Source organism: Curtobacterium sp. PhB137 (assembly GCF_003814955.1).
In the GTDB taxonomy this organism is placed as follows: Bacteria; Actinomycetota; Actinomycetes; order Actinomycetales; family Microbacteriaceae; genus Curtobacterium.
In genome coordinates this window covers 1-25,706 of the sequence record NZ_RKQO01000001.1, presented here as the reverse complement: position 1 = coordinate 25,706, position 25,706 = coordinate 1, and the positions used below count along the sequence as shown (strand labels likewise).

Below are 25,706 nucleotides of genomic sequence, written 5' to 3'. Positions count from 1 at the left end.
TCTCTCCTTCCACAGCAGCACCACGTCGAACGAAGAGGATCATCGTGAGCATCCCCACCGCAGCCGGTGACGTGCAGACCGCCGTCCCCACCCCGGTGCCGCCCCGCCGGCCCGGAGCCGCGAAGACGACGAAGCGCCGCCGCTCCGGCGTCAGCAAGCCCGTCCTCGCCCCGATCCTGTTCGTGAGCGTCAACGCCGTCCTGTTCGTCGTGTTCTTCGTGTGGCCCGCCGTCATCGGCCTCGGCTACTCGTTCACCGACTACAACGGCGTCGTCGACCCGAAGTTCATCGGGTTGGCGAACTACTTCGAGCTGTTCGCCGACGACACCTTCTACGCAGCCCTCGGGCGCACCTTCCTGTACGCGATCGTCGCCGTCCCGCTCGGCTTCGTCCTCGCACTGTCGATGGCGTTGATGCTGACGAGTCCGGCGGCGAAGGGCCGCAGCGTCGCCCGCATCGTGTTCTTCGTGCCGTGGCTCATCTCCCCGATCGTCACCGGTGTGATCTGGCGGTGGATGTTCGGCGAGAACTTCGGCCTGGCGAACTTCGTCATCGAGTCCCTCGGTGGCAAGGCCGTGCCGTGGCAGTCGAACGCCGACCTGTCGCTGCTCGTGGTGGTGTTCGCCACCGCGTGGGCCGGAGCCGCCTTCAACATGCTGCTGTTCGTCGCCGCGATCCGGAACGTGCCGCAGTCGTACTACGAGGCAGCGTCCCTCGACGGGGCCGGCGCCTGGCACCAGTTCCGGTACATCACGCTGCCGAGCATCGCACCGACGTCGTTCATCGTGATCCTGCTGTCGTCGCTCGGGGCGTTCAAGGAGTTCGCCACCATCCAGGCACTCAACGGCGGCGGACCCGGCACCGACAACAACCTGCTCGTGCAGTACATCTACACGAACGGCTTCCAGAACGCCCACATCGGCTACGCGAGCGCAGCGTCGATGGTCCTCATGCTCATCCTCATGGCCATCGCGCTCATCCAGTTGGCCGTGAACCGTCGGACGGAGGCCCGTCGATGACCGCCACCCTGCCCAGCGCCCCCGGCGCACCCGCAACCGACAACACGACCAAGAGCAAGATCAAGAACACGCGCAAGAGCACGACCAAGCGCCTCGACGGCCCGCCCCGTCCGAAGGCCATCGCCGCCACCGCCCTGCTCTGGGTCTTCATCATCGCCTTCGGCTTCCCGGTCCTCTGGTTCGTGCTGAGCGCCTTCAAGCCCGGCGGCGAACTGTTCTCGTATCCGCTGACCCTGCTGCCGAAGAACTGGTCGGTCAGCGGCTTCACCGAGGCGTGGGCGAGCTACGACTTCGCCCGCTACTTCGGCAACACCGTGATCGTCGCGCTGGTCACCACCGTGCTCACCGTGCTGGCGAGCGCCGCCACCGGCTACGCCCTGGCGAAGTACGACAACAAGTGGCTCAAGGTCTTCTTCGTCTGCATCCTGGCGACGACCATGCTGCCGACCGAGGTCATCCTCGCGCCGACGTTCATCGTCATCCGCGACCTCGGCATGTACGACTCGTTGGCCGGCATCATCGTGCCGTCGGTCATCACCGCGACCGGCATCTTCATGTTCCGGCAGTTCTTCATCACGGTGCCCGACGACCTGGTGGAGGCCGCGCGCATCGATGGTGCGAGCGAGTTCGGGATCTTCTGGCGGATCATGCTGCCGATCTCCCGGCCGATCATGCTGACGCTCGCGATCTTCTCGTTCCAGTGGCGGTGGAACGACTACATCTGGCCGCTCCTGGTGCTCAACGACCCGCACCAGTTCACGATCCAGATCGCACTGCAGAGCATCGTCGGGGCCGAGAACGTCAACTGGACCGTCCTGCTCGGTGCCTCGGTGATCTCGATCATCCCGCTCGTGCTCATCTACCTGGTGTTCCAGAAGTACGTGAACGGCGCAGACCTCAACGCGGGACTCAAGGACTGATGGGGCTCCTCGACGCGGTCGGCCCGGCCGCGGACGCCGCCGTCGCGCGCCTCCGGCTCGCCGACGACGATCCGGCTGCGCTGCAGCACCGCGAACTGATGGCGCGTGCCCTCACCCTGGTCGGGGCGTGGGTCCGGAACGAGCGGACGGGAGGCGCCGATCGCCTTCCCGACGACGACCTCGCCACCGCGCACGGCTGGGTCCGACACCTCGCGGCCCGGCAGTCCCCCGGCGGCACGTTCGTCGGCGGCGACAACGTGCTCTCGCCGCCGGACTCGGCGTTCACGGTGAACGATGTCTGCGACGCCCTCGAACTGCTCGCGCCGTACCGGGCGTCGGTCCCGGCGGCCGCGGTGCTCGCCGACGACCTCGACCGGATCGTGCACCGTGCGACGCCGGCGCTGCTCACGGGTGGCGTGCACACGCCGAACCACCGGTGGGAGGTCTCGGCCGCGCTCGCCCGGATCCACCGACTGCACCCGGCACCAGCGCTGGTCGCGCGGATCGAGGAGTGGCTCGCCGAGGGCGCGGACATCGACGCCGACGGGCTGTGGTCCGAGCGCAGCCCGAACTACGCGGCGGCCGTCTCGTGCCCGTCGTTCCTCGTCCTCGCCTCGGTGCTCGACCGGCCGGAGCTGCTCGAGCCCGTCCGCCGGTCGCTCGACGCCACCCTCGCGCTGCTGCTGCCCGACGACACCGTCGAGACCGTCCAGTCCCGCCGCCAGGACCAGTCGCAGGCGTTCGGCATCGGCGCGTTCGCTCCCCTGCTCTGGCACGTGGCCGTGCTCGACGACCGCGCCGACCTCGCCGCCGTCGCTGCCCGGGCCGCCGTCGCCGAGACGTGGCAGCCCGGTGCGGTCGCCGCCCGCGCGATGACGGATCCGCTGCTCGCCCGTCCGTTACCCGTCGGTGCGCCGCTCGAACCGGCCGTGCACTCCTTCGCCGACGCCCGGCTCGTTCATGTCCGCGAACCCGACCGCAGCGTCGTCCTGTTCGCCGGCTCGGACGTGCCGTCGCAGGGCCACGTCCGATCTGGCCTGGCGAACAGCCCCACGTTCCTGCGCGTGTTCGCCGGTGCCGGCTCGGTCGTGCTGTCCGACGTCCGGCTGTCGCGGGAGTTCTTCGGGCTCGGACCGTTCCGTCCGACCTCACTGGAGTCCCTCGGCGACGGGCGGTACCGGCTCGCCGAGACCGTGTCCGCCGGGTACCACCAGCCCTTGCCCACCGCGGCTCGACGGACCGACGGCGCGTACGCGCTCGGTGACGAGGGCCGGTTCTCGGCGTCGATGTCCTTCGGCTCGCGAGCGGCGGACACCGTCTCCCTCACCACGACGGTCGACGTCACCGTCACGCCGGACGCCGTCTCGATCGACGTGACGACCGAGGGCGCCGACGTGCCGTGGTCGCTCCAGCTGACGTTCCGCGGCGGGGGTACGTTCACGGGTGTGAGCACCGACGCCGCGACCGGGGAGACCGTCCTCGCCGACGGGACCGGCACCTACCGTGTCGGCGACGACGCCGTGTCCTTCGGGGCCGGCAACGGCAGCGGCCCGACCCAGCCAGCGTTCTACGCGCCCGGACAGGACTACGCGTTCCTCGGCGGCACCGACCGACCGGACGGCGAGCACGTCCACGTGACCGGGCGCTCCCCCGGCACGACGCGCATCGTGATCGGCACCGCTCGATGACCCTCCCCGGCGTGGTGCTCGTCGGTGCGCGTGGTTACGGCCTGCACCACCGGGCGAACATCGACCGGCTCGTCGCCGCGGGGGTCTGCACGCTGACCGCCGTCGTCGACCCCACGCTGGGCACCAGCACCGACGACGGGGCGGTCGTCGTGGCCGACGTCGTGGCAGCGCGCGACCACGGCCCGGTCGACGTCGTCGTCATCGCTGCCCCGATCGCCGCGCACCTGCCGCTGGCGCTCGCTGCCCTCGAGGCCGGTGCCGACGTCCTGCTCGAGAAGCCCCCGGTGACCACCCGCGACGCGCTCGGCACCCTGCTCGACGCCGAGCGGCGCACCGGCCGCGTCGTGCAGGTCGGGTTCCAGAGCCTCGGGTCCGAGGCGCTGCCGGCGTTCCGGGACGGGTCGCTCGTCGGTCCGGTCCGCTCCGCCGCGGCCGTCGGCACGTGGACCCGGAACCGGGCGTACTGGGACCGCTCCGCGTGGGCCGGACGGCGTCGGGTCCAGGGCGTCGACGTCCTCGACGGCGTCGTGACGAACCCGCTCGCCCACGCGGTCGCGACGGCCCTGGCGCTCGTCGGCTGCCGTCGGGCGTCCGACGTCAGGCGCGTCGAGGTCGAGCTGTTCCGGGCGAACGACATCGAGGGCGACGACACCTCGGCCGTCCGGGTCACGACCAGCGCCGGCCTCGAAGCCACCGCGGCCCTGACCCTGTGCGCTCCGTCCGAGGTCCTGCCGACCGTTCGGGTCCGCGGCGCCGCCGGGAACGCCGTGCTGCACTACACGGCCGACGAGGTCACCATCGGCGACACCACCCGGACCGTCGGCCGGACGGACCTGCTCGAGAACCTGCTCGCCCACCGGTCCCGCGGCGACGAACTGCTCGTCCCCCTGGTCTCCACGGGTGCGTTCGTCGAGGTGCTCGAGGCCGTCCGTGTCGCCGAGCCCGTCCGCATCGACCACCCCTGGGTGACGTGGGAGGGCGAGGGGCCTGCCCGTCGTCCGCTCGTCGCCGACGTCGAGGCGATCGTCGACCGCGCCGCCGACGCACGAGCGTTGTTCTCCGAGGTCGGCGCGCCCTGGGCCCACACCGCCCGCGACGAGGTGCTGCAGGTCCTGCGCGTCAGCGGGGCCCCGGTGGCCACGGAACTCGACGGCTCCGGGACCATCGCGACGTCGTCCCCGCGCCCGTACCTGCACCCCGTGCGGACCCTCGGCGGCACCGTCCTGAGCGCCGACCACCCGGCCGACCACGACTGGCACTGCGGCGTCGGGGTCGCGATCCCGGACGTCGACGCCGTGAACTGCTGGGGCGGCCGCACCTACGTGCACGGTCCGGGCTACGTGTGGCGCGACGACCACGGCCGCGTCGACGTCGTGCGTGCCGAGCAGCACCCCGCTCCGAACGGTGGCGGCACGGTCCAGGAACTCGTCTGGCGCGGGCCCGACCACACGGTCGTCCTGCACGAGGACCGCACCCTCGCCTGGCGCGCCGTCGACTCCGGGTGGGAGCTGACCTGGTCGTCCTCGTTCCGAACCCCCGGCGACGCCGTCGTGCACCTCGGCGGTCCGGGCAGCAACGGCCGGGTCGGTGCCGGGTACGGCGGGTTCTTCTGGCGCTTCGCCGACTGCACCGACGTGGTCGTCCGGACCGCTGACGCGCAGGGCGAAGCGGCGGTGCACGGCTCGGTCGCGCCCTGGGTGGAGTGGTCCGCGGTGTTCGAGGGAGCGCCTGCGACGATCCGACTCGAAGCGCTCGACCACCGCGATCCCTGGTTCGTCCGGGCCGCCGAGTACCCGGCGATCGGTTCGGCCCTCGCCTGGCGTGCGCCGGCGCTCGTGCACCCCGGTGTCCCGCTCGTCCGGTCCTTCCGCGCGACCATCACCGACGGTTCGACGGTCGCCGACGGTGCGACGGTCAACGACGGAGCGACGTTCGCCGACGGTGCGACGCCGGGCGGCAATACGCTGGACCGATGAGCACCGCAGACTGGGAAGCCCGCGTCGCCGCACTCTGGGCCGATGACACGATCGACGACCAGCAGCGCATCGACCGCATGCGCGAACTCGCCGACGCTGCGCCGCACCCGGCCCTCGGCGCGTTCGAGCTCGGCGGCGCGAACGACTCCGGCGGCCACGAGGCCGAGGCCGACGTCCACTACGCAGCCGCCACCGCCGCGGGACTCGCCGACGTCGATCCCGCCCGTGCAGCGCAGATGGTCGTGCAGCACGCCTCGACCCTGCGGAACCTCGACCGCGTCGACGAGGCCATCGCTATGCTCCGCGACGCCCCGGAACACCCGTCCACCGGTGCTGCGCCGAAGGTGTTCCTCGCGCTCGCCCTGCACAGTGCGGGCCGTCACGACGAAGCGCTCCGTGTCGCGATCGAGGCCGTCGAACCGACGCTCCCCCGCTACCACCGCTCGGTCCGCGCCTACGCTGCTGCCCTCACTGAGTGAACTGCACGAGCCGGGCGACGGTGAGGGCCCGGCTCGCGGGGACGCGGACGTCCCTCCCGTCCGGTCGCGACACCCGAATCGCGGCGGGACGAGCTGCGGGGCAGGACAGGAAGGAAGCGTCGACGCTCGACAGAGGCCCAGAGAGGCGCTCCCTCCCCACGGGTCGATCGTGCTTCGACCACTTGCGGATTCGGGTTCCGTTACCTCGCACAGCATGCGCCTGCGCGGCCTGAACCGATAGGGGCAGTGCCCGATCAGCCGGGATCGGCGGTCAGGCGTTCCGTCGCTGCAGCGCTTCTGCAGCCTTGCCGAGCAGCCAGTTGACGGCCCAGCCCAGCACGCCGATGACCGGCAGTGCGAGGATCACGAGCGTCCAGAGGACCTTGACCACGAGCGTGCGCCTACGGTCACGCCAGACCTGGACGAGCGCGAGGACCTCGAGGGCCAGCATCAGCAGGAGCACGAACACGTGCGACTCGGACAGGTCCATGAACACAGTGCGATCCCTCCGTGGCGGCCGCTGCCGCGCAACGAACCGACAGTAGGGCCGACGCCGCCGCCCACGCCACCTCCCGTCCAGGTGTCACCGCGCCACCGTTCCCGCACCCGCAATGTCTCGCCACTCCCGTGAACGGGCGAAATACCCCGGCCGGCCGGCTCCTCACCCCGGCATTTCGCCCGCTCGCGCGAACGAGCACTCGTATTCCACCGGATGCATGCGAGTTGCGGCATGCGACCGCGAGCGGGCGAAATGCCCGGGTCGCGGGGCGCACAACCCCGGTATTTCGCCCGCTCGGCATCCAGCGCGCGCCGACCGGGCGAGCAATCAGGCCAGCGGGAGGCGCGGGCAGGCAGGCAGCCGCCCGTGCGCGGGACCGACGCGCGAGGCGCGACCGCGGGCGGACGGGAGGCGCGGGGCGGGCCCGCACCGGGCCTCCCGTCGGTCAGCGGCGACCGTCTAGGGCCGCGCGCCCTCCTGCGGGACCGCCTGCGCGACCGGCAGGGAGTCGCTCGTCGTGCGGAGCGACTCCTGCCGGATCTCGAGCTGCGTGACGGCGAGGGCGGCCAGGTCGTGCAGGTTGGCGAGGTCGGCCTCGGTCGCCTGCCGCGGCTTCGTGTCGAGCACCGCGAGGGTGCCGATCGGGACGCCGTCGTGCCGCACGAGCGGCACGCTCACGTAGAACCGGATGCCGAGCGCGCCGGTGACGAGCGGGCTGTGCTGCATGTCCGGGTGGATCGACCCGTCCGGGATGACGACGGGGACCGCGACGGGCGCGAAGCCGTTGCCGAAGTTGATGTTGCGCGCTGCTTCGTCGACGCCCTCGGCGATGTACGACTGCGACCAGGCGCGGTCCTCGTCGAGCACCTCGACCAGGGCGATGGGCGCGTCGAACAGGCGGGCGGCCATCGCGGTGGTGCGGTGCAGGGCCTCGTCGGGCAGGGTGTCGAGCGTCGCCGGGCGGGCTGTGTCGGCGTCGGCTCGCGGCGCACCGGCAGCGGCGGTCGGAGCCGCGGCCGTGGTGTCCACGACGTGGTCGGTGCCGGCGGTCTCGGTCATGACGACGTCGCGCAGCATCGTGACCAGCTCGGCGCCGGCGGGGCGTGCGGCCGGGTCCTGCGCGGTCATCGCGCGGAGCAGTTGCTTCCAGTGCTCGGGCAGTGGCTCGGGCACGACCGGGTCGCGGGACAGCCGGGCGACCGCGGACTCGACGAGCGAGCCGGGGAACTCGCGGCGGCGGGTGAAGCACTGCAACAGCACGAGGCCGAGCGAGTAGACGTCGCTCGGGCTCCCGACGTCGCCGCCGCGGGCCTGCTCGGGGCTGAGGTAGGCGGCGGTGCCGGTGGTGACGCCGTCGGCGGTCATGCGTTCGACGCCCGCGGCGAGCGCGATGCCGAAGTCGGTGAGCCGCGCGCGGGCGCGGTCGGAGTCGTGGCCGTAGTCGACGAGCAGGATGTTCGACGGCTTGATGTCGCGGTGCACGACGCCGTGGCTGTGGATGTAGTGCAGCGCCTCGGCCATGTCGTAGCCGATCTCGGCGATGTGGCGGGAGGCGAGCGGGCCGACGGCGAGGCGTTCCTCGAGGTCCTGGCCGACGACCAGCGCCATCACGAGGTACCGCTGGTGGGTGCCGTCGTGGCCGGTGACGACGCCGGTGTCGAGCAGGCTGACGAGGTTGTGGTGCTCGAGCGAGGCGAGCACGCCGAGTTCGGCCTCTTGCCGGGCGATGTCGACCGTGCCGGCGTGGAACACCTTGACGGCGACGGGGCGGTGCAGGCTCTCGTCGATGCCGCGGTACACGACGGACATGCCGCCCTGGCCGATGGCGTGTTCGAGTCGGTAGCGCCCGTCGAGCAGTGGGGCCGCGGACTGGGTGTCCTCGGTCGGACTCATCGAACCTCGTTCTCGGTGCGGGCAGGCGTCGGTGCATCCTCCCATCCCGACGGGGATCGTGGGGGCCCGCGGCGTTCTCCGGATGGACGGCGCCGGCGTGCGCGGCACGTCAGACCGTCACCGCCGGTGCGTCGCCACCGTGCTCACCCGCAGGTCCTCGAACGTGCTCGTGAACCCGGCACCGCCGAGCGAGATGAGCCCGATCCTCGGCGCGCTCCCGAGGTCCGCCGTCCAGGTCCCACCTCGGACGAAGTGCCGCCCGTCGACGCTCGTGGACGCCGTGTACCGGTGCTCTCCGCCGACCACCCGGTGCACGATCCGGAGCGTGGTGGTGTCCCCGACCGGTCCGACGACCGTGTTGCCGTAGCTCGGCGACCCAGCCGGTTGCCCGGACACCTGCTTGCCGAACTCCGTCTGCCGGGTGTTGAAGATCGAGTTCGACGTCAGCCGGACGTAGTTCCCGTCGTCGCCCCACACGATCAGTCCGCCCTGCACGTAGTTCACCCCGTCGCCGGTGGCGGGGGTGTCAACCGCGACGGTCGTCTGCAGCACGTAGTCGCCTCGCGGCGCCGGTTCGGACAGGACCGAGGCGAGTGGCGTCGCCGGTGGGTGGATGTCGGCGTCCTGTGTCTGCCAGCGGAACGTGCCGCCGCCGACGGTCCAGGTCGAGCGGTCGGGTTCGCGGGTCCAGCGGAGCGCCGCGGGGAGCGTGGTCCCGTCGAACGACGTCGACAGCGCGCGGATGGTCCGTCCGGGAACGTCGACGGGTGCGGTGGTCGCCCGGTAGGTCGCACGCTGCCCCGGTTGTGCGACCGGCCCCGGCTGCACCGTGTCGGACGGCCCCGCTCCGCCCCGCACGACGGGCCAGCCGTTCCGCCAGTCGAGCGGGTCGATGAGCGCCGGCCGCTTCGTGTACGTCGGCTGCCCGGTGTAGTACGGGTCGCCACGGTCGACCGCGTGGGAGATGATCCAGTCCTGGCCGGCGAGGTCGGTGACCACGGTGTTGTGCCCGGTGCCGACCCAGCGGTTGCCGTTCTGCGCGAGGAGGGGTGTCCCGCCGACCCGGGTGCTCGTGATCGCGACACCGTCCTGGTCGGTGAAGGGTCCGAGGGGGCTGCGCGACCGGGCGACGAAGACGCCGTACCCGGTCAGGGCGCCGTTGCAGCAGTTCGTGGCGGAGCCCGTGAAGTACCACCAGCCGTCGTGGCGCATCAAGTACGCGCCCTCGTACCGGTTGTCGATCGCGATCTGCCGCTCGCTCGCGGGGTCGGAGCGGAGTCCGTCGGCGCTGAGCGTGCGGACGTTGACGCCGCCGAAGTAGCTGCCGAAGTACAGGTACGTGGTGCCCTTGTCGGTGATGACCTCGGGGTCGAACGCCCAGCGCGCCCCGGTGCCGTTCGCGGCGGTCTGCGGTGCCACGACCGGGCCGCCGGAGTCCTTCCACGGACCGGTCGGACTCGAGCTCGTCGCGACGCCGACCGCGGATCCCCCGCCGGTCGGTGCCGATGCCGAGGGCGTGTCGGACGCGGCGTAGTACAGGTACCAGGTGCCCGCGCGACCACGGTCGCCGGCCCGGTACACGACGTCCGGCGCCCAGATCCCGTTGGCGGACCCCACCCACGCCGGTCGCGTCGGGAACGCGTCGTTCACGTACGTCCAGTGCGTCAGGTCCGTCGACCGGTAGGTCGGCACACCGTGCTGCACGAGCGACCCGTCGGCGTTCTGCTCCGTCGCCGTCAACGCGTCGGTCGTGCAGTACAGGTACCAGTTGCGGTCGCGCCCGACGCCGCGGATCGCGGTCGGGTCGGCGCAGCTCGCCGCCGTCTCGCCGTCGGGCAGGCTGAGCGCGACCGGGTTCCGGTGGGTCGGCGCAGCCGCGCCGTGTCCCGAGCCGCTGTGTCCGGTGGTCCGGTCCGCCACGGGCGTGGACGCTGCGGCGGGGCCGACCGGGAGGCCCGTGGCCGCGACCGCCGTGAGCGTCACGACGGCGAGGATGGTTGCGACTGTTCGGCGCACGGGGTCCTGCTCTCATCGTCGAGGAAGGGCTGCGTGCGCGAGCGTACGCTCGCGGGCAGCGGACCGGGCCGGTTCCGTCCGGTTCCGCGCGACGAAGGAGTCTGCGATGCCCGCGAGGTTCGTGTACTGGATGAACGTGTCGATCGACGGCTTCGTCGAGCGCGACGCCGGAGAACTCGGCGACGTCGAGGGGCCCGAGTGGATGCGGATCGACGAGCCGCTGCACCGCGAGTTCAACGCCCGCGCCGCCGCGATGACCCTGTCCGTCGAGGGGCGGGTCGTCCGCGACATGATGGACCCGTTCTGGCCGGACGCCCGCACCGACGAGTCGATGCCGGCGTTCATGCGCGAGTACGGCGAGGTCTGGACCGACCAGCCGAAGGTCCTGGTATCGCGCACCCGGACCAGCGCCGACCACAACACCCGGGTCATCGGAGGCGACGACGCCATCGCGCAGCTCGCCGTCCTGCGCGAGGAGTCCGAGGGCGACATCGGTGTCGGCGGCCCGAACCTCGCGACGCAGTTGCTCGACGCGGGGCTGCTCGACGAGCTCTTGCTCTACACGCACCCCGCGGTGCTCGGCGCCGGTCGGCCGCTGTTCGACCCGCCGGTGACGGGCGTGCGATCGCCGGTGCTGCTGGACCTGCTCGAGCAGCGGGAGTACCACAACGGGGTCACGCTGCACCGCTACCAGGTGCTGCGGTAGTCACTCTCCCGAGGGGCCCGGACCGAAGATGACGAGTCGCCAGGCGCTCGGCCGGTCGCTGTCGAAGTCGTTGAACGCGACGCTGTCGACGTCCTTGCTCGATGACAGTTCGATCTGGTGCGGGCTGTCGCGGCAGTCCATCGGATCGAGTTCGATGCTCTGCGATCCGCCCGGCAGCACCGTCCGCACGATGCCACGCATGTGCCCGTTGCCGTAGCAGGAGAACTCGAGGTGGTCGATCGTCCGGGAGTCCGGGAACTGCACGCGGACGCCGGGCTCGAGATGGGCGGGGTCCTCGTCGCCGGGGGTCGTGTCGGCGCTCAGCACGCCGAGGACCGCGTCCTCGGTCTCGGTCGTCGCCTCCTGCTGCGTCTTCCACTTGGCGAGGGCCTGCTCGTCGACGGGCGGCGCCGACGTGCAGCCGGCGAGCAGGGCCACGACGGCGAGCGCCGGCAGGACCAGGGCGGGAAGGTGTCGCACGCCGTGAGCCTAGCGACGCCGCGGGGCCACTCGTCGCACGGGCAGTCGATGCGTGTGCAACGAGCGACGTCCCACCTGTCGATCGACAGGTGGGACGTCGCAGGACGCGTGCGCAGTCGGTCGGGTCAGACGTCGCGTCGACGCGCGACCGTCAGCGCGAGTGCACCCACGACGAGCACCTCGGCCGCCAAGACACCGAAGCCGCCCCAGCCGTTCAGGACGATGTCGTCCTGACTGGCTTCCTGGCCGTCGTAGGAGTACGCGAAGAGCTGGCTGCCGGCCTGGTCGGGCAGGAACTTCATGATGTTGACCGGCCAATCGAGGTTCATCAGCCCCGCCATCAGCGACAGGACCACCGGCAGCACCAGCAGGATCCCGAGCGTGATCGCGATGCCGCCGGCGCTCGACCGGACCAGCAGGCCGATCCCGTACGCGAGCAGCGCGAGCAGCGTCAGGTAGACGGACGACCCGAGGATCGGCAGGAACACCGACGGGTTGCCGATCTCCGGCTCCACCCCGTTGCCGGCCAGCAGCGGCAGGGAGATGAGTACACCGATCCAGGTCGCGACGGCACTGACGACGAACGTCGTGACCGCCAGGACCACGGCCTTCGCGAGGATCACACCGGTGCGCCGGGGGTCGGCCGTGAACGTCGAGCGGACCTGACCGGTGCCGTACTCGCCGGTGATGATGAGCACGCCGAGCACACCCACGACGAGCGACGAGAGCAGGACGCCCACGGTGTTGACGTTCACGAGGGTGCCGTTGGCGATGTCCGTCGGCATCTGGTCGCCACCACTGTTGGTGTTCGCACCGACGAGTGCGGCCATGCCGATCGTCACGAGCACCAGGATCGCATAGCACCAGAACGTGGACCGGATGCTGCGCAGCTTGATCCACTCGCTCCGCACCAGGTGCGGGAACGACAGACGGGTCGCGCCGTGCATGCGGGTCGACGGCGTGGTGGGCGAGGTGGTGGCGCTCATCGAGTGCCCTCCGATCGGTACTCGACGTCGTCGCGGGTGAGGGCCATGTAGGCCTCCTCCAGGCTCGCGCCGGTCGGGGTGAGTTCGTGCAGTGCGACGCCGGCCTGGGCGGCGATGTTGCCGACCGTCGGTGCGTCGGGACCGACGACCAGGAAGGTGCCGTCTTCGCGCGGGGTGACCGTCGCGTTCGGGCCGATGGCCTGGAACAGCTGGTCGGGCGACGGCGTCCGGACGATGACCCGGCTGCCACCGCCAGCGGCGCCCGGTGCGGCTCCCCCACCGGCGACGAACTCGGCGATCGGGGCGTCGGCCAGGACCTTGCCGCGGCCGAGCACGACCACGCGGTCGGCGGTCTGCGCCATCTCGCTCATCAGGTGGCTGGACAGGAACACGGTGCGACCGTCGGCGGCCATGCGTCGGGCGAGCTGCCTGACCCACAGGACGCCGTCGGGGTCGAGACCGTTGACGGGCTCGTCGAGGATCAGGGTCTTCGGATCGCCGAGCAGTGCGGCAGCGATTCCCAGGCGCTGCCCCATGCCGAGCGAGAACCCGCCGACGCGCTTCTTCGCGACCGACTCGAGGCCGGTCATGTCGATGACCTCGTGCACGCGGGCCTTCGGGATGCCGTGGGTCGCCGCGAGCGAGAGCAGGTGGTTGTAGGCGCTGCGGCCCGAGTGGACCGCCTTCGCCTCGAGCAGGGCGCCGACCTGTCGGAGCGGGTCGCGGAACGTCGTGTACGGCTGGCCGTTCACCGTCGCGCTCCCCGCGGTGGGCCGGTCGAGGCCCATGATCATGCGCATCGTGGTGGACTTCCCGGCGCCGTTCGGCCCCAGGAAGCCGGTCACACTGCCGGGTCGGACGACGAACGAGACGTCGTCCACGGCGGTCTTCGGACCGTACTGTTTGGTGAGGTGGCTGACTTCGATCACGGCGGCCACGCTATTGCAGCGGTGTCCGGCGGCGCGTCCGTCGGAAGGGGGATATGTCAGGTGCCTGGGGTTAACCCGCTCGGCGTAGCCTGTCGCCGTGAAGCAGGCACACGACGACGGACCGTTCTTCCACGGCACCAAGGCCGACCTCGTGCCGGGCGACCTGCTCACCGCGGGCTTCCGGTCGAACTACCGCCCCGAGGTGGTCATGAACCACGTCTACTTCACGGCGGTCTCCGACGGCGCCGGGCTCGCGGCCGAGCTCGCCGCCGGTGACGCCGAACCGCGGGTCTACGAGGTCGCGCCGACCGGTCCGTACGAGGACGACCCCAACGTCACCGACAAGAAGTTCCCCGGCAACCCGACCCGGTCCTACCGCAGCACCGAACCGGTGCGGATCGTCCGCGAGGTCACCGACTGGCCCCGACTCACGCCCGACGCGCTGCGCCTCTGGCACGAGCGCCTGGCCGCACTGCGCGCGGACGAGCGCGGCGAGATCATCAACTGAGCCGGCTGGCGGACGGGAGGCGCGGGGCGGGGCCGCCACGGGCCTCCCGTCCGCTTCGCCCTGGTCTCAGTGCCCCGAACGCGCCCTGCGGACGTCAGCGGCTCAGCGCGTCGCTCGTCGTGACGGTCGCGAAGCTGCCGTCGAGCGCCGCCATGAAGGCGGCGTGGACGCTCGCGCCCGGGACGGTGACGCCCCCGGAGGTCAGGTCCGGCGCGGCGCACGCGTCGGCGACGACCGTCGCGGTGAAGCCGAGTTCGTGCGCGGCCCGGGTCGTCGAGTCGATGCACATACTGCTCATCATCCCGACGATCGTGACCTCGTCGACTCCGGCGTCGGTCAGCAGTTCCTGGAGTCCGGTGCCGATGAAGCTGTTCGGCTCGTGCTTCTCGAGGACCGGCTCGCCATCGACGGGCGCGACCGACGGGTGGAAGTCGAGGCCCGGCGTGCCCGGCACGAAGAACGTGGCGTCGGGGTCGGTGGACACGTGGAAGACGTGCACCACGAGGTCGCCGGCGGTGCGGAAGGAGTCGAGCACGGTGCGGGCCGCGGCGGCAGCGGCCTCGGGTTCGACGAGGGGGAAGGCCCCGCCCGGGAAGTAGTCCAGCTGGATGTCGACGAGGAGCAGCGCGCGGGTCATCGGTTCAGTATGGCGGGCGGCGGGCTTCAGGCCGGGCCGTGTCCGGGCTGTTCGTCGCCGGGATCGCGGGCGAAGGCGAGGCTCTCCGCGATGATCGAGAGCACGACGTCCACCTCGTGGTCGTCGCGCGGCCCGTAGACGAGGAACTCGGTGCCGTGGTCCTCGTACTGGTGCGGGGTCGCCCACCCGAGAGCGGTGAGCTCGACGCCGCGCGCCGCCGGCAGGCACAGGTGCACCGAGGTGTCATCGACACCGTGCAGGTGCACGGGTTCGAGGCGCCCATCGGGAGCGAGCGACGTCCACGGCACGACGTGGTCGGCACGGTCGCGGAGGAACAGTGCGCGCGACGACGCCGGCGAGACCTGACTGTGCCCCTCGACCACGTCCGGTAGTGCCAGTGCGTCCGCGACGAGTCGTCCCCACCGCTCCGGGGTCGCGCGGTCAGTGAGCTGACGCTGTGGCCCGTCGTCGGACACGGACGGGCGGACACCGGGGCGAGGTGTGGAGATCACCGTTCGACGCTACCGGCGCGCTCCGCCGCCGCGGGTCACGGTTTCGCGCCGTTGCCGAACGCGCCGTGCAGGGTCGTGTCCGCGAAGGCCGTCGTGTCGATCACGGCGCGGACGCCATCGAGGACGCCCTGGTCGTCCGAGTCCACGCCGATGACGAGCGAGCCGTAGTCGACGCGCATCGTGTACGGGATCGAGGCCTCGAGCCCGGTCACGTGCGGGGTCGCGGCGAGGGTCGCCAGACCCTGCGCCACCGCAGTGGACGTCGAGATCGGGATCTGCTGGTCGAACGTGCCGTTGTAGTGGACGGTGCTGGCGATGTGCCCCTCGTCCGCCGGCACGGTCAGCGTCAGGGAGACGCCGGTCCACGCCAGTTCGGTGGCCATCGTCGTCGGGACGGCTCCGGCCTCGGACGGGGTCGCGTCGGGGTCCATCGTGACCGTGAACCGCGACGCGAAGTGGTTCGACGTGACCCACCGGGTGGAGCAGGTCGGGTCCGGGGCGGAGCTGGGGGTGTTCGTGGTCGTCTGCGTCGCCTCGGCGACGGCCGGGAGCGCACGGACCTGTCGGAGGGCGGTGCGCACCTGGCTCGCAACGGCGGGGTCGAGTGTCGGCGCCGGGGTCGGGTCCGGTGTCGCATTCGCTGCGTCCGGCGCCGGCGCCTCCGAGCTCGGGCAAACCGCCGTCTCGGTGCCGCTCCATCCGCCAGACGACCCCAGTGCGTTCCGGGCCAGGCCCTCCGCGGCCGAGCACGCCGTGAGCGGTACGGTGCAGGCGAGGGCGACGAGGAGTCCGATGACGAGACGAGAGCGCACCGACCCAGTCTCGCTGCCGCGTGCTGCACGCTGGAGCCGGATCCGTGCGCTGTGTCCCGAGTGCTACCCGGTCGCCCTCCTCAGTTCGACTGGTCGTCCAGGTCGAGCGACGTGGTCAGTTCCGGGAACGCCCGCGCCTGCTCGATGAGCTGCTGCGCCTTCCGCACGACCCCCTCGACGCTGTCGGCACCGGCGACGAGGCGCACCGGTGGTGCGGACATCTCGGTCAGGGCGAGGAGCGTCCGGGCGAGCTTCGCCGGGTCGCCGCTCTGCTTGCCCTCCATGCCGCGGAAGAACTCCTTGGTCTGGTCCGACGAGGACCGGTAGTCGTCGAGGTGGACGTCGCCCCAGAACGTGGAGCTGCCCTCCGCGAGCAGGTCGGTCCGGAAGAAGCCGGGCTCGACGACCGTGGTGTGGATGCCGAACGGCAGGACCTCGTCGTGCAGCGCTTCCATCCACCCCTCGAGCGCGAACTTCGACGCGGCGTACGCGCTCCCACCGGCTCCGGCGACGATGCCGGCGGTCGAGCTGATGCTGATGACCCGACCGGAGCCCTGCGCGCGCATGACGGGGAGCACCGCGCGGGTGACGTTCATCGCACCGAAGAAGTTCGTCTCCATCTGCGCGCGGAACTGCTCCGCGGAGACCTCTTCGAAGAACCCGCCCTGGAAGCTCCCGGCGTTGTTCACCAGGACGTCGATGTGGCCGAACCGCTCGATCGCTGCCTCGACCGCGCTCCGGACGGTGCGCTCGTCCGTGACGTCCAACGCGACGGCGAACAGCTCGTCGTGCTGGCCGACCGCTGCGACGACACGTTCCGGGTCCCGCCCGGTCGCGACGACGTGGTGTCCGGCGTCCAGGGCGGCGCGCGCGAACTCGGTGCCCATGCCGCGGCTGGTCCCGGTGATGAAGAAGGTCTGGGGTTCGGTCATGCCCCCAGCGAAGACCACTTCCGCGCAGCGAGTGAGGCTCTGCCGAAACGGGGTCGAGCAGAACCTCCCTCCCGACGCTCGAGCCGCCCTACCGTCAGGGACATGGACCCCCTCGTGACCACGACCCCGTCGACTCCGTCGACCACTCCGGTTGCCGACGACCGGCTGCCGTGGTTCCCGCTCGCACTGCTCGCGGCGATCGGGTTTGTGCTCGTCGCCATGGAGACCATGCCCGCGGGCCTCCTGCCGGTCATCGCGGACGGCATGGGGACGTCCGAGGGCACGGTCGGACTGTTCGTCAGCGCCTACGCGATCGGCACGGTCATCGCCACGGTGCCGGCGATCGCCCTCACGCGGGGCCTGCGCCGCAAGCCGTTGATCATGACGGCCATCGCCGTGCTGATCATCGCGAACACCGTCACCGCGTTCGCCCCGAACGTGACCATCGCGCTCGTCACGCGGTTCGTCGCCGGCGCCGCTTCCGGGATCATCTGGGGCATGTTCGCCACCTACGCGCGGCGCATCAGTCCCGCCCGGTTCGCGGGCGTCTCCCTCGCCATCGTCTCCACCGGTGCGCCCGTCGGCTTCGCGCTGGGCACGCCGCTCGGGTCGTTCATCGGCACCGCCCTGGACTGGCGCTGGTCGTTCATCGGCCTCAGCCTCGTCGGGGTCGTCATCCTCGGGTTGATCGCCGTGTTCGTGCCGGACGCACCCGGCCAGACCGGCACTGCGAAGCTCTCCGTGGTCAAGGTGTTCCGCATCCGTGGGATCGCGATCATCCTCGCCGTCATCGCCGCTTGGATGGTCGCGCACAACACGATCTACACCTACATCTCCCCGTACCTGCGGGTGACCGGCACCGACCTCAGCGCCGGGCTCGTCCTCCTCGTCTACGGCATCGCGGCGATCCTCGGCGTCGTGATCACGGGCGCGCTCCTCGACCGGCATCCCCGGCCCCTGCTGCACCTGAGCGTCGGACTGTTCGTCGTCACCGGGGTCGTCCTGCTCGTCGGCCACTCGTCGCCGGTCGCCGTCCTCGTCGCCGCCGTCCTGTGGGGTGTCAGCTTCGGAGGCGCCTCGACGCAGCTGCAGGCGGCGCTCACCACGGCAGGTGGGGAGAACGCCGACGTCGCCAGCGCCTTCCTGCCCGTCGCGTTCAACATCGCGATCTTCGTCGCCGGGATCTTCGGAGCCGCGCTGTTGACCGTGTTCGACGGACTGGTCCTGGCCGTGGTGATGATCGTGTTCGGGGCGATCGCGGCGCTGCTCACGCTGGTCGGCCGGCGGTCGGCGTTCCCCGCGCGGCTCTAGGCGACGGACGGCGGACGAGGCCGCCGACACCGCCACGGTTCAACCGTTGACGAGGTCCCCGCCCCACGTCAGGTCGCTGTCCTCGTCGACCGGGAAGGCCTCGAACCGGTCGTCGGCAAGGACCGCGTCGACCAGGGCACGTGACCCGGCGACGATCGTCGAGTCCCAGTCGATCTCCGACGCGAGCACCCAGGAGTGGTCTTCCGGCCAGAGCATCTGCGGGGTGTGGGCGAGGTCGACGACCGTCCCGATCCGAGCGCGGTCGAGCCACGTCGGGTCGGCGAGCTGCGGCAGGGTCACCGAGAGGAGGAAGCACTCGCGGTGCGGCGACGGGAAGAGCTCGACGGCGAGGGCGGCGCGGATCGCCGCCTGATCTCCGTCGTGCACTGCTTGCTGCTCGACGACGTACCGCTGCATCGACTCGATCTCCTCCGCAGTCGGCTCGTCCGGACCCTGCCAACCGACGGCGAGCGTCGAACCGCCGCTCAGATCACCCCACCCGCCCCAGACCGCTGCGACCAGATCGTCCGGGGTCGACGTGGCCTCGGCCAGGTGCTCGGTGAGCGCAGCAAGCAGGATCGGCTCGAACCAGCCTTCCTCGGGCGGGTGGACGCGCCATCCGTCCTCGAACACCAGGTCGGACTCGTCGGTCCGGCCGGTCAGGCTCCGCCACTGGACGAGTGGGTGCGCGATGCCGCCCGTTCGCGACGCGACGTCGGACCACCGACCAGGCGGACTCGAGGACGGGGTGGTCGTCCCATTCGTCCACGATCGAATGGTCCTCGCGGTCCGCCGACACCGGGTGGAGGATGCGCGCGTAGGCGTCGAAGCCGGTTCCGACTGTCCCGCCCACGGTGCCGAACGCCCCCGCGCGGGCGAGCAGCCAGGCGCCGCGGGACACGTCGGTGATCAGTTCCACGAGTCGACCCTAGACACCCACGCGATCGTGGGTCGACTGACGACTCGAGTTGCGGGACAGGGTGAAGCGCGCCAGACTCGTGGATAGTATTTGATAGTTGAAACTTCAGGAGATCGATGTCTGTTCGGCGGAGAATGAGGTCTGCCCTCGGGGTAGTGATCGGCGTCGCGCTCACCGTGTCAGCGCTGGGCGCCGCTGGGCCGGCGACCGCGGCGGAGAAACCGGGCGCACGGGACGCTCGAGCAGCGTGGGGCAGCTACCACAAGATCATCAGCAAGACGTCGACCGGAAGCCACGTAGGATCCCAGAAACTCGCATCGTGTGGATCACGAACCGCCGCGATGGACTGCTCACTCACTCGCGGAAGGACGGCCAACCGCACGATCGGACTCGACTTGGGCGCCTCTCGCGGCTGGGCTGCTGGCCAGTTGAAGATCAGCGCCTCGACCACCCAGAGCGTCTCGGTGACCTGCAGCAAGCGGAAGGTCCCCAAGGGCAAGCAACTCGTCGCGTACCCGGTCGGCGTTCGCTACAAGTACAAGATCCAGAAGCACATCACCGGCGCTGGCAAGGACTACGTGTCGGGCACGTCGAAGTGGCTGTACGCGTTCAATCCTGGCAGCGCACGCGTCTCCTGCGACATCAGGAGCTTCTAGCTGAAGGAGGACGCATGCGCATCACTCTCGTTTCCGTTGCGATCGTGACCACACTGCTCGGGTTGTCAGGGTGCACTTCCGCTCCTGACGTCGCGACCACCGATCTCATCGGCAAGAGCGTCGCGCTGGCCACCGAGCAGGTCCCCTCGGGTCGGTCGTACGCATGGTACGACCTCACCGAGCAGATCCTCCACCGGGAAGGCGACTTGATCGGAGGGGCCGAACCGGATGGCGAAGGCGGCGTGATCGTCGCCGTGTGCGCGGACGCTGAGGCCATCGGACGCACCTCGAGCATCACCACTGGCGCCATCCCTGCCGGCGATTACCACGGACGGATCAAGCGCGAAGCCGAGGCGGGAGCCTTTGACGCACTCCTTCCGGAGTGTCAGCGTCAAGGCTGATCCCGTGCGACTCCGGCCGTCAGGGCCAACCCGGCAGTCAGGCCTCCATCGACGGCCTGGCTGGACGGCCAACGCGCAGCTCGGGGAACTGCTCGTCGCGCCACTCACCGTCGATCGGCGTGCCACTTGCGGCCGCACGCTCCTCGCGCTCCCTCAGCTCCACGCGCCGGATCTTGCCCGAGATGGTCTTCGGCAGCTCCGCGAACTCGACCCGACGCACGCGTGCGTACGCCGGGAGTGCGGTCCGCGCGTACGCGAGCACCTGTTCGGCGGTTTCCGCCGTCGCGTCGAACCCGGCGGCGAGCGACACGTACGCCTTGACGACGTTGAGCCGGGCGTCGTCCGGCGCGGGTACGACGGCGCTCTCTGCCACGGCGGGGTGCTGCAGCAGGGCACTCTCGACCTCGAACGGTGACACCTTGTAGTCGGACGACTTGAACACGTCGTCGGTCCGACCGATGAAGGTCAGCTCCCCGTCGGCGTCCCGCACCGCGATGTCGCCGGTGTGGAAGAAGCCGTCACGCATCGATGCCGCGGTCCGGTCGGGGTCACCGAGGTACTCGGCCATCAGGTTGACCGGTCGCTCGTCGAGGTCGAGGCAGACCTCGCCCTCGTCGCCGGGCTGCCCGGTGACCGGGTCGAGCAGCGTCACGGTCACACCGGGCAACGCGCGGCCCATCGCCCCCGGGGTCACAGCGCTGCCGGGGGCATTGCCGATGATCGCGGTGGTCTCGGTCTGCCCGTAGCCGTCGCGGATGGTCAGACCCCAAGCGCGTTCGACGCGGTCGATGACCTCGGGGTTCAGCGGTTCTCCGGCCGACACGACCTCGCGCAGTGCCCGAGGGCGCGCACCGAGATCGGACTGGAGCATCATCCGCCAGGCGGTGGGCGGTGCGCAGAACGTGCTCACCTCGGCGGACTCCAGCTGGGCGAGGAGCGCGGCCGGATCGAACCGCGGGGTGTCGTGGACGAAGACGGTCGCCTCGGCGATCCACGGCGCGAAGAAGCAGCTCCAGGCGTGCTTGCCCCAGCCCGGTGAGCTGATCGCCAGGTGCACGTCTCCGGGCCGCAGACCGAGCCAGTGCATCGTGCTGAGGTGTCCGACCGGGTACGACGTCTGGGTGTGCACGACCATCTTCGGCTTCGAGGTCGTGCCCGACGTGAAGTAGACGAGGCAGGGATCGGCGGTCTTGGTGACCACGACCGGTCGCGACTCCCCCGCGGGCGCTGGTTCGCCGAGATCCGACGGGTAGTCCGTCCACCCGTCCGCCGTGCCGCCGATCACCACGCGCGAGAATTCCCCGCGGACGTCGTCGTACTTCGCGGTCTCGCTGCGGTTCGTGACGACGTGTGCGACGGCTCCGCGGTCGACGCGGTCCTGCAGGTCGGCGGTGTCGAGCATCGTCGACGTCGGCAGGATCACCGCTCCGAGCTTGATCACCGCGAGCATCGTCTCCCACAGCTCGAGCTGGTTGCCGAGCATGACGAGCACGTGGTCGCCCTTCCGGACGCCGTGCTCGTGCAGGCGAACGGCCAAACGGTCGGACCGGGCGGCCATCTCCGCGTAGCTGAGCCGCTGTTCCGAGCCGGCCGCGTCGACGATCCAGAGCGCGATGCGGTCGTTCCCGGCCGCGATGACGTCGAACCAGTCGTCCGCCCAGTTGAAGGTGTCGCCGAGGTCCGGCCACCGGAAGGCGGCGCGGGCGGCATCGGCGGACTCTGCGGAGAGCAACTGGTCACGGGCAGCGCGGTACGCGGCGGTCACGTTCGGGTTGGGCACGGACCGATCATGCCGCATCCTTCTGGTCGCCGATCCTGAACAGCCGACGTGCGTTCCCCGACGTGAACGCGTCGCGGGCCGCGTCCGAGGGGAACTGCTGCAGGAACGTGTCGATCTCGGCGGCGGAGGGTCGCTGGAACGGGTGGTCGGTGGAGAACAGCAGCCGATCGGTCGTCGTGACGTCCAGCGCGTGCCGGAGCAGCGTGGGGCTGAGCATCCCTGAGCTGGTGATGTGGAGGTTCGAGCGGACGGTGTCGGACACCGTCCGCTCGAGTCCGGCGACCCGCGACAGGCTGTCCGCACGGTCGAGCCAGAACAGCAGCAGCTCGCCCCAGTGGCCGAGCACGACCTGCAGGTCCGGGTGCCGGTCGAAGGTGCCGCCGACGATCAGGCGCAGTGCCGCGCGTGCCGCCTCGAGGTGCCACCCCCACCCGAAGGTCGCCAATCCGAGCTCGACCATCGGGTCGAACCCCTCGTACGCCGCCTCGCGCAGGCGCTTCGACGGGATCTGCGGGTGGATGAAGACCGGCTGCCCGAGCGACGCCGCGACGGCGAAGAGGTCGTCGTACCGGCGGTCGTCGAGCTGCACCTCGCCCGTCCGCCCGTAGACCATCGCCCCCACGCAACCGAAGCCGGCAGTGCGCTCCAGCTCGGCGACGGCAGCGTCCGGGTCGGCCATCGGCAGGGTCGCGAACGCGCGGAACCGGTCCGGGTGGTCCGCGACCGCGGCGATCGCGATGTCGTTCGCCTGCCGACTCAGCGGGATCGCGTCCGCGGCATCGAGCGGCTGCGCTCCGGGCGGCGCAAGGGACAGCACCTGGACGTCGATCCCCTGCGCGTCCATCGCTGCGAGCCGGGCGTCACCGAGGTCACGGAGCAGCTCGCCGTTGTCGCCGAGTTCGTCCAGCGCCGTGCTCGGGTCGCGGCGGTCGTCGGGCAGGGCGTTGACGGCGTCCGTCAGGGCCGGGTGGTTCCAGTGCTCTTCGATCGCGATCAGGGTCATCGGGGTTCCTCCGTCTGGTCTCGCGCCAGTGCATTCACTCATCGGCGTTGAGTGAACCGTACACCTCGCTCAACGCCGTAGAGTCGGACGCATGACCGAGACCTCACGCGACGCGAAACGCGCACAGACCGCCGAGCGCATCCGCGCAGCCGCTCGGCGGCAGTTCGGTGCGAACGGGTACGAGGGCACGACGATCCGGAGCATCGCCGCAGCAGCGGGCATCGATCCGTCGCTCGTCATGCAGCACTTCGGGTCGAAGGCAGCGCTGTTCGCGACCGCCGTGCAGCTGCCGGCCACGTCGGACGGTGGGAGCGAGCGCGCGGCGGCCGACCACCTCCTCGACGTCCTGGGCATCCGGTTCGACGCGCTCCCCGCCGAGACGGCGGCGCTCGTCCGGTCGATGCTGACGGTGCCCGAGGCGGCGGACACCATGCGCGGCTACCTCGACGAGCGGGTCGAGAACCTGGCGCGCTCTCTCGACGGCGACGACGCCCGGCTGCGGGCGTTGATGACCGTGAGCGGCATCCTCGGCATCACGATCACGCAGCACTTCCTGCGCCTCAGCGCGTTCGAAGGCGCGTCACGTGACGACCTGCTCCGCGCGGCGCAGGGCTGGGTGGAGTCGCTCACGACGGAGGCCGGGGCATCCACTCGCTGAGCCGGGTCAGTCCAGACTGTTCAGCCACGTCTCGAGCCACGGCACGACGTCCGACAGGTCCGCCGTGTCGATCGCGGTCGATGCTGCCGCCCTGGCCGCTCCGGTCGCGTTGAGAGCCAGCGCCGCGGGGACCACCTCGAAGAGTGGGATGTCCGACCGACTGTCCCCGATCGCACAGCACCGCTCGATCGGCACACCACGGGCCAGCGCGTACCGGAGCGCACGGTCTCGCTTGTCGAACTCGTCGAAGTGCTCCGCCACCGCCCCGTCGTAGGTGCCACCCGTGACCCCGACCCGCGGTCCGCCGTGCGCGACGAACCCGAACCGCCGCGCGAGCGACCGAGTGACCGGCTGCCACGCGAGCGACGCCAGCACGGGGACGACCTGGTGCGTGCGGCACCACGCCACCACGAGCTCCACACCGGGGAGCACCGGTAGGTCGTCGAGCCAGCGGTCCACGGTCGTCGTCGATGCGCCGCGCCAGCCCGCGGCATCGATCTCGCTCACCTGTCGATTCGTGAGCGAGCCGTCGGCGTACCGACGCTCAGCCTCGTCCAGCGCGTCCTGGTGCCCGAATCGTTCCGCGAGATGACTGCTGCTCGAACCGGTCGACACGAGCGTCCCGTCGACGTCGAAGAAGACCATGCCGCGCACCGGCTCCGTCACTGCTCCCGATCCTCCGGCATCGCCGCGCGGATTGCTGCGATCGTGTCTGCGGTCTCGACGTGCAGGTGCGCCCGGATCCCGACCGCCCGCGCAGCCTCGATGTTCTCCGGTACGTCGTCGACGAAGAGGACATCCGCGGGCGCGGCAGCGAGCCGATCGAGCGTGATCCGGAAGGCCTCTGGCTCCGGCTTCGTGACCCCGATCTCGTGGCTGTAGCAGATCGGGTCGAACACGGCCGCGAACCCGAATCGTCGCTCCTCTTCCTGACGGGCGCCGTCACCGGAATTGGACAGGATCGCGAGCCCGACCGTCCCGCGCAGACCGGCGACGAAGTCGAAGAGCGGCTCGTTCAAGGAGCCGCAGTACGCGTCCCAGAAGTCGGCTCGCATCGACGCGAGCACCTCGGCCGAGGCGCCGAGAGCGGCGCCGATCTTCCCCCAGTACTCGTCGTCGACCCCGGTCCGTCGCGCGGCATCGGGCAGGTCGGCGTCCGACAACCGCGAGGAGAACTCCTCGTCCGTCATGCCGAACGCAGCCGCCCACCACGCGCGGAACTGCCCGGGCCATGCCGCGTCGTCGACCATCTCGAGCACGCCACCGACGTCGAGCAGCAGCCACCGCACCCCACCGCCGGTCATGCGGAGATCCCGTCGAGTCGACGGATCATCTCGAGCTCCCGCTCGTCGGGCGCGAGGACGTACGGCTCGGTCGCCCCGGTCAGCTCGTACCCACGTCGCGCGTAGAAGGCCTGCGCCCGGAGGTTGCGCTCGTGCACGTGGAGTCGGAGCGTGGCGCCGTGGCCGGAAGCCCACGACTCGATGGCGTCGAGCAACGCATCGGTCACGCCGGCCGCACGGCCGCGGTGCGACGGCGCGACGTACACGCCGACCAGCAATGGTCCGGTGGCGGCGTCCGGGATGAACGCCCCCATCGCACCGACCCAGCGGCCGTCGGCGTCGATCGCCACGAGCGAGGTTCCCCCGACGTCCTGACCGCGGCGACCCCGCGCACGCCACTCGGTCTCGTCGTGCTGCTCGGCGTCCGCCAGGTGCTCCGCGTAAGCCATCGGGGTGTCCTGGATCATCTCCAGGCGGAGCGCTCGGACGGCTTCCCAGTCAGCCTCGGTCGTCGTTCGGATCGTTATCCCCTGCATGGACCGAGCGTAGGACAGACAGCCGTCGGCGAAACTCGTCCAAACGGATTCCAATCGACTTGGGGCAGGGCGCCGAATCACCTGCACAGACCGGGAAACACCCGGAGCGCTCACCAGCCGCACATTGCTGGTTCTCCACCCTGCACCAGGGTGTGTTCGGCGCGCAC

Annotated in this window: 27 protein-coding genes; 11 read left to right on the top strand and 16 right to left on the bottom strand. The window is 70.9% G+C overall.

Annotation, left to right across the window (positions count from 1 at the left end; all coding sequences use genetic code 11):
• Positions 1–44 precede the first annotated feature (44 nt).
• From EDF28_RS00135 to EDF28_RS00115, 5 genes are read left to right on the top strand one after another with little or no spacing between them, the layout of a single operon-like run.
• On the top strand, positions 45–1,019 hold the full coding sequence (locus EDF28_RS00135; protein ID WP_207895555.1) for a carbohydrate ABC transporter permease: 975 nt from the start codon (positions 45–47) through the stop codon (positions 1,017–1,019).
• Positions 1,016–1,939, top strand: a complete 924-nt coding sequence (locus EDF28_RS00130; protein ID WP_260154440.1) for a carbohydrate ABC transporter permease — start codon at positions 1,016–1,018, stop codon at positions 1,937–1,939. Before EDF28_RS00135 ends, EDF28_RS00130 begins: the two co-directional genes overlap by 4 nt.
• Positions 1,939–3,627, top strand: coding sequence for a hypothetical protein (locus tag EDF28_RS00125; RefSeq protein ID WP_123936769.1), 1,689 nt, complete (start codon positions 1,939–1,941; stop codon positions 3,625–3,627). The genes EDF28_RS00130 and EDF28_RS00125 overlap by 1 nt, the downstream gene beginning before the upstream one ends.
• Positions 3,624–5,603, top strand: coding sequence for a DUF6807 family protein (locus EDF28_RS00120; protein WP_123936768.1), 1,980 nt, complete (start codon positions 3,624–3,626; stop codon positions 5,601–5,603). Before EDF28_RS00125 ends, EDF28_RS00120 begins: the two co-directional genes overlap by 4 nt.
• Positions 5,600–6,082: a tetratricopeptide repeat protein gene (locus EDF28_RS00115; protein WP_123338400.1), complete on the top strand. Its 483-nt coding sequence runs from the start codon at positions 5,600–5,602 to the stop codon at positions 6,080–6,082. The genes EDF28_RS00120 and EDF28_RS00115 overlap by 4 nt, the downstream gene beginning before the upstream one ends.
• Before the next feature lie 271 nt (positions 6,083–6,353).
• Here the strand turns inward: EDF28_RS00115 and EDF28_RS00110 are convergent, their stop codons facing one another.
• The 3 genes from EDF28_RS00110 to EDF28_RS00100 form a co-directional block, all read right to left on the bottom strand.
• Positions 6,354–6,572, bottom strand: a complete 219-nt coding sequence (locus EDF28_RS00110) for a PLDc N-terminal domain-containing protein (protein WP_123936791.1) — start codon at positions 6,570–6,572, stop codon at positions 6,354–6,356.
• Between the two features lie 468 nt (positions 6,573–7,040).
• Entirely contained in the window at positions 7,041–8,474 is a 1,434-nt protein-coding gene (locus EDF28_RS19070) for a GAF domain-containing serine/threonine-protein kinase (protein ID WP_173170924.1), read from the bottom strand.
• 117 nt (positions 8,475–8,591) lie between these two features.
• Positions 8,592–10,490 (bottom strand): family 43 glycosylhydrolase, encoded by a 1,899-nt coding sequence (locus EDF28_RS00100; protein ID WP_123936767.1) that lies wholly within the window; start codon positions 10,488–10,490, stop codon positions 8,592–8,594.
• A 106-nt stretch (positions 10,491–10,596) separates the two neighbouring features.
• Here EDF28_RS00100 and EDF28_RS00095 point away from each other — a divergent pair, with 106 nt between their 5' ends.
• Positions 10,597–11,196 carry a dihydrofolate reductase family protein gene (locus tag EDF28_RS00095; RefSeq protein WP_123936766.1) on the top strand — a complete coding sequence of 200 codons (600 nt, stop codon included), beginning with the start codon at positions 10,597–10,599 and terminating at the stop codon, positions 11,194–11,196.
• Here the strand turns inward: EDF28_RS00095 and EDF28_RS00090 are convergent, their stop codons facing one another.
• The 3 genes from EDF28_RS00090 to EDF28_RS00080 all read right to left on the bottom strand — a co-directional run bounded on the left by EDF28_RS00090 (position 11,197) and on the right by EDF28_RS00080 (position 13,591).
• The gene (locus tag EDF28_RS00090) at positions 11,197–11,676 is read right to left on the bottom strand and encodes a hypothetical protein (protein ID WP_123936765.1); all 480 of its coding nucleotides are present in this window, start codon (positions 11,674–11,676) and stop codon (positions 11,197–11,199) included.
• A 125-nt stretch (positions 11,677–11,801) separates the two neighbouring features.
• The gene (locus EDF28_RS00085; protein ID WP_123936764.1) at positions 11,802–12,662 is read right to left on the bottom strand and encodes an ABC transporter permease; all 861 of its coding nucleotides are present in this window, start codon (positions 12,660–12,662) and stop codon (positions 11,802–11,804) included.
• Positions 12,659–13,591, bottom strand: coding sequence for an ABC transporter ATP-binding protein (locus EDF28_RS00080; protein ID WP_123314435.1), 933 nt, complete (start codon positions 13,589–13,591; stop codon positions 12,659–12,661). Before EDF28_RS00080 ends, EDF28_RS00085 begins: the two co-directional genes overlap by 4 nt.
• 97 nt (positions 13,592–13,688) lie before the next feature.
• Between EDF28_RS00080 and arr the strand changes: the two genes are divergently transcribed.
• Positions 13,689–14,099: an NAD(+)--rifampin ADP-ribosyltransferase gene (gene arr / locus EDF28_RS00075; protein ID WP_123936763.1), complete on the top strand. Its 411-nt coding sequence runs from the start codon at positions 13,689–13,691 to the stop codon at positions 14,097–14,099.
• Between the two features lie 94 nt (positions 14,100–14,193).
• Here the strand turns inward: arr and EDF28_RS00070 are convergent, their stop codons facing one another.
• From EDF28_RS00070 to EDF28_RS00055, 4 genes are all read right to left on the bottom strand, one after another.
• Entirely contained in the window at positions 14,194–14,736 is a 543-nt protein-coding gene (locus EDF28_RS00070) for a cysteine hydrolase family protein (protein ID WP_123936762.1), read from the bottom strand.
• A 26-nt stretch (positions 14,737–14,762) separates the two neighbouring features.
• Positions 14,763–15,248: a luciferase family protein gene (locus tag EDF28_RS00065; protein ID WP_243650159.1), complete on the bottom strand. Its 486-nt coding sequence runs from the start codon at positions 15,246–15,248 to the stop codon at positions 14,763–14,765.
• A gap of 35 nt (positions 15,249–15,283) precedes the next feature.
• Positions 15,284–16,060 (bottom strand): hypothetical protein, encoded by a 777-nt coding sequence (locus tag EDF28_RS00060; RefSeq protein ID WP_260154439.1) that lies wholly within the window; start codon positions 16,058–16,060, stop codon positions 15,284–15,286.
• Between the two features lie 80 nt (positions 16,061–16,140).
• On the bottom strand, positions 16,141–16,992 hold the full coding sequence (locus tag EDF28_RS00055) for an SDR family NAD(P)-dependent oxidoreductase (RefSeq protein WP_123936761.1): 852 nt from the start codon (positions 16,990–16,992) through the stop codon (positions 16,141–16,143).
• A 102-nt stretch (positions 16,993–17,094) separates the two neighbouring features.
• Between EDF28_RS00055 and EDF28_RS00050 the strand changes: the two genes are divergently transcribed.
• Entirely contained in the window at positions 17,095–18,303 is a 1,209-nt protein-coding gene (locus tag EDF28_RS00050) for an MFS transporter (RefSeq protein WP_123936760.1), read from the top strand.
• Positions 18,304–18,342: 39 nt separating this feature from the next.
• Here EDF28_RS00050 and EDF28_RS00045 read toward each other — a convergent pair whose 3' ends face one another.
• Positions 18,343–18,936, bottom strand: coding sequence for a hypothetical protein (locus EDF28_RS00045; RefSeq protein ID WP_123936759.1), 594 nt, complete (start codon positions 18,934–18,936; stop codon positions 18,343–18,345).
• Positions 18,937–19,617: 681 nt separating this feature from the next.
• On the opposite strand from EDF28_RS00045, the gene EDF28_RS00040 reads away from it, so the two are divergent.
• Both EDF28_RS00040 and EDF28_RS00035 read left to right on the top strand, forming a co-directional pair.
• A complete protein-coding gene (locus EDF28_RS00040) occupies positions 19,618–19,878 on the top strand; it encodes a hypothetical protein (protein ID WP_123936758.1) in 261 nt (86 codons plus the stop codon).
• 14 nt (positions 19,879–19,892) lie between these two features.
• A complete protein-coding gene (locus EDF28_RS00035; protein ID WP_123936757.1) occupies positions 19,893–20,279 on the top strand; it encodes a hypothetical protein in 387 nt (128 codons plus the stop codon).
• A gap of 37 nt (positions 20,280–20,316) precedes the next feature.
• On the opposite strand, the gene EDF28_RS00030 is transcribed toward EDF28_RS00035, so the two are convergent.
• Together EDF28_RS00030 and EDF28_RS00025 are read right to left on the bottom strand one after the other, a co-directional pair.
• Positions 20,317–22,077, bottom strand: a complete 1,761-nt coding sequence (locus tag EDF28_RS00030) for an AMP-binding protein (RefSeq protein WP_123936756.1) — start codon at positions 22,075–22,077, stop codon at positions 20,317–20,319.
• Positions 22,067–23,062 (bottom strand): amidohydrolase family protein, encoded by a 996-nt coding sequence (locus EDF28_RS00025; protein ID WP_123936755.1) that lies wholly within the window; start codon positions 23,060–23,062, stop codon positions 22,067–22,069. The genes EDF28_RS00030 and EDF28_RS00025 overlap by 11 nt, the downstream gene beginning before the upstream one ends.
• Positions 23,063–23,153: 91 nt before the next feature.
• Here EDF28_RS00025 and EDF28_RS00020 point away from each other — a divergent pair, with 91 nt between their 5' ends.
• Complete coding sequence (locus tag EDF28_RS00020) at positions 23,154–23,720, top strand: TetR/AcrR family transcriptional regulator (protein WP_123936754.1); 567 nt, start codon at positions 23,154–23,156, stop codon at positions 23,718–23,720.
• Between the two features lie 6 nt (positions 23,721–23,726).
• Here the strand turns inward: EDF28_RS00020 and EDF28_RS00015 are convergent, their stop codons facing one another.
• From EDF28_RS00015 to EDF28_RS00005, 3 genes are read right to left on the bottom strand one after another with little or no spacing between them, the layout of a single operon-like run.
• Positions 23,727–24,386, bottom strand: a complete 660-nt coding sequence (locus EDF28_RS00015) for an HAD family phosphatase (protein WP_243834110.1) — start codon at positions 24,384–24,386, stop codon at positions 23,727–23,729.
• Entirely contained in the window at positions 24,383–25,024 is a 642-nt protein-coding gene (locus tag EDF28_RS00010) for an HAD-IA family hydrolase (protein WP_123936753.1), read from the bottom strand. The genes EDF28_RS00015 and EDF28_RS00010 overlap by 4 nt, the downstream gene beginning before the upstream one ends.
• Entirely contained in the window at positions 25,021–25,539 is a 519-nt protein-coding gene (locus EDF28_RS00005) for a GNAT family N-acetyltransferase (protein ID WP_123936752.1), read from the bottom strand. Before EDF28_RS00005 ends, EDF28_RS00010 begins: the two co-directional genes overlap by 4 nt.
• Between the last annotated feature and the right edge of the window lie 167 nt (positions 25,540–25,706).

Bases quoted from the DNA above. Each gene is read 5' to 3' on its own strand.
- EDF28_RS00130 (WP_260154440.1), top strand. From the start codon at position 1,016: ATGACCGCCACCCTGCCCAGCGCCCCCGGCGCACCCGCAACCGACAAC.
- EDF28_RS00125 (WP_123936769.1), top strand. From the start codon at position 1,939: ATGGGGCTCCTCGACGCGGTCGGCCCGGCCGCGGACGCCGCCGTCGCG.
- EDF28_RS00120 (WP_123936768.1), top strand. From the start codon at position 3,624: ATGACCCTCCCCGGCGTGGTGCTCGTCGGTGCGCGTGGTTACGGCCTG.
- EDF28_RS00115 (WP_123338400.1), top strand. From the start codon at position 5,600: ATGAGCACCGCAGACTGGGAAGCCCGCGTCGCCGCACTCTGGGCCGAT.
- EDF28_RS00110 (WP_123936791.1), bottom strand. From the start codon at position 6,572: ATGGACCTGTCCGAGTCGCACGTGTTCGTGCTCCTGCTGATGCTGGCC.
- EDF28_RS19070 (WP_173170924.1), bottom strand. From the start codon at position 8,474: ATGAGTCCGACCGAGGACACCCAGTCCGCGGCCCCACTGCTCGACGGG.
- EDF28_RS00095 (WP_123936766.1), top strand. From the start codon at position 10,597: ATGCCCGCGAGGTTCGTGTACTGGATGAACGTGTCGATCGACGGCTTC.
- EDF28_RS00085 (WP_123936764.1), bottom strand. From the start codon at position 12,662: ATGAGCGCCACCACCTCGCCCACCACGCCGTCGACCCGCATGCACGGC.
- EDF28_RS00070 (WP_123936762.1), bottom strand. From the start codon at position 14,736: ATGACCCGCGCGCTGCTCCTCGTCGACATCCAGCTGGACTACTTCCCG.
- EDF28_RS00055 (WP_123936761.1), bottom strand. From the start codon at position 16,992: ATGACCGAACCCCAGACCTTCTTCATCACCGGGACCAGCCGCGGCATG.
- EDF28_RS00050 (WP_123936760.1), top strand. From the start codon at position 17,095: ATGGACCCCCTCGTGACCACGACCCCGTCGACTCCGTCGACCACTCCG.
- EDF28_RS00035 (WP_123936757.1), top strand. From the start codon at position 19,893: ATGCGCATCACTCTCGTTTCCGTTGCGATCGTGACCACACTGCTCGGG.
- EDF28_RS00030 (WP_123936756.1), bottom strand. From the start codon at position 22,077: ATGCGGCATGATCGGTCCGTGCCCAACCCGAACGTGACCGCCGCGTAC.
- EDF28_RS00025 (WP_123936755.1), bottom strand. From the start codon at position 23,062: ATGACCCTGATCGCGATCGAAGAGCACTGGAACCACCCGGCCCTGACG.
- EDF28_RS00020 (WP_123936754.1), top strand. From the start codon at position 23,154: ATGACCGAGACCTCACGCGACGCGAAACGCGCACAGACCGCCGAGCGC.
- EDF28_RS00010 (WP_123936753.1), bottom strand. From the start codon at position 25,024: ATGACCGGCGGTGGGGTGCGGTGGCTGCTGCTCGACGTCGGTGGCGTG.
- EDF28_RS00005 (WP_123936752.1), bottom strand. From the start codon at position 25,539: ATGCAGGGGATAACGATCCGAACGACGACCGAGGCTGACTGGGAAGCC.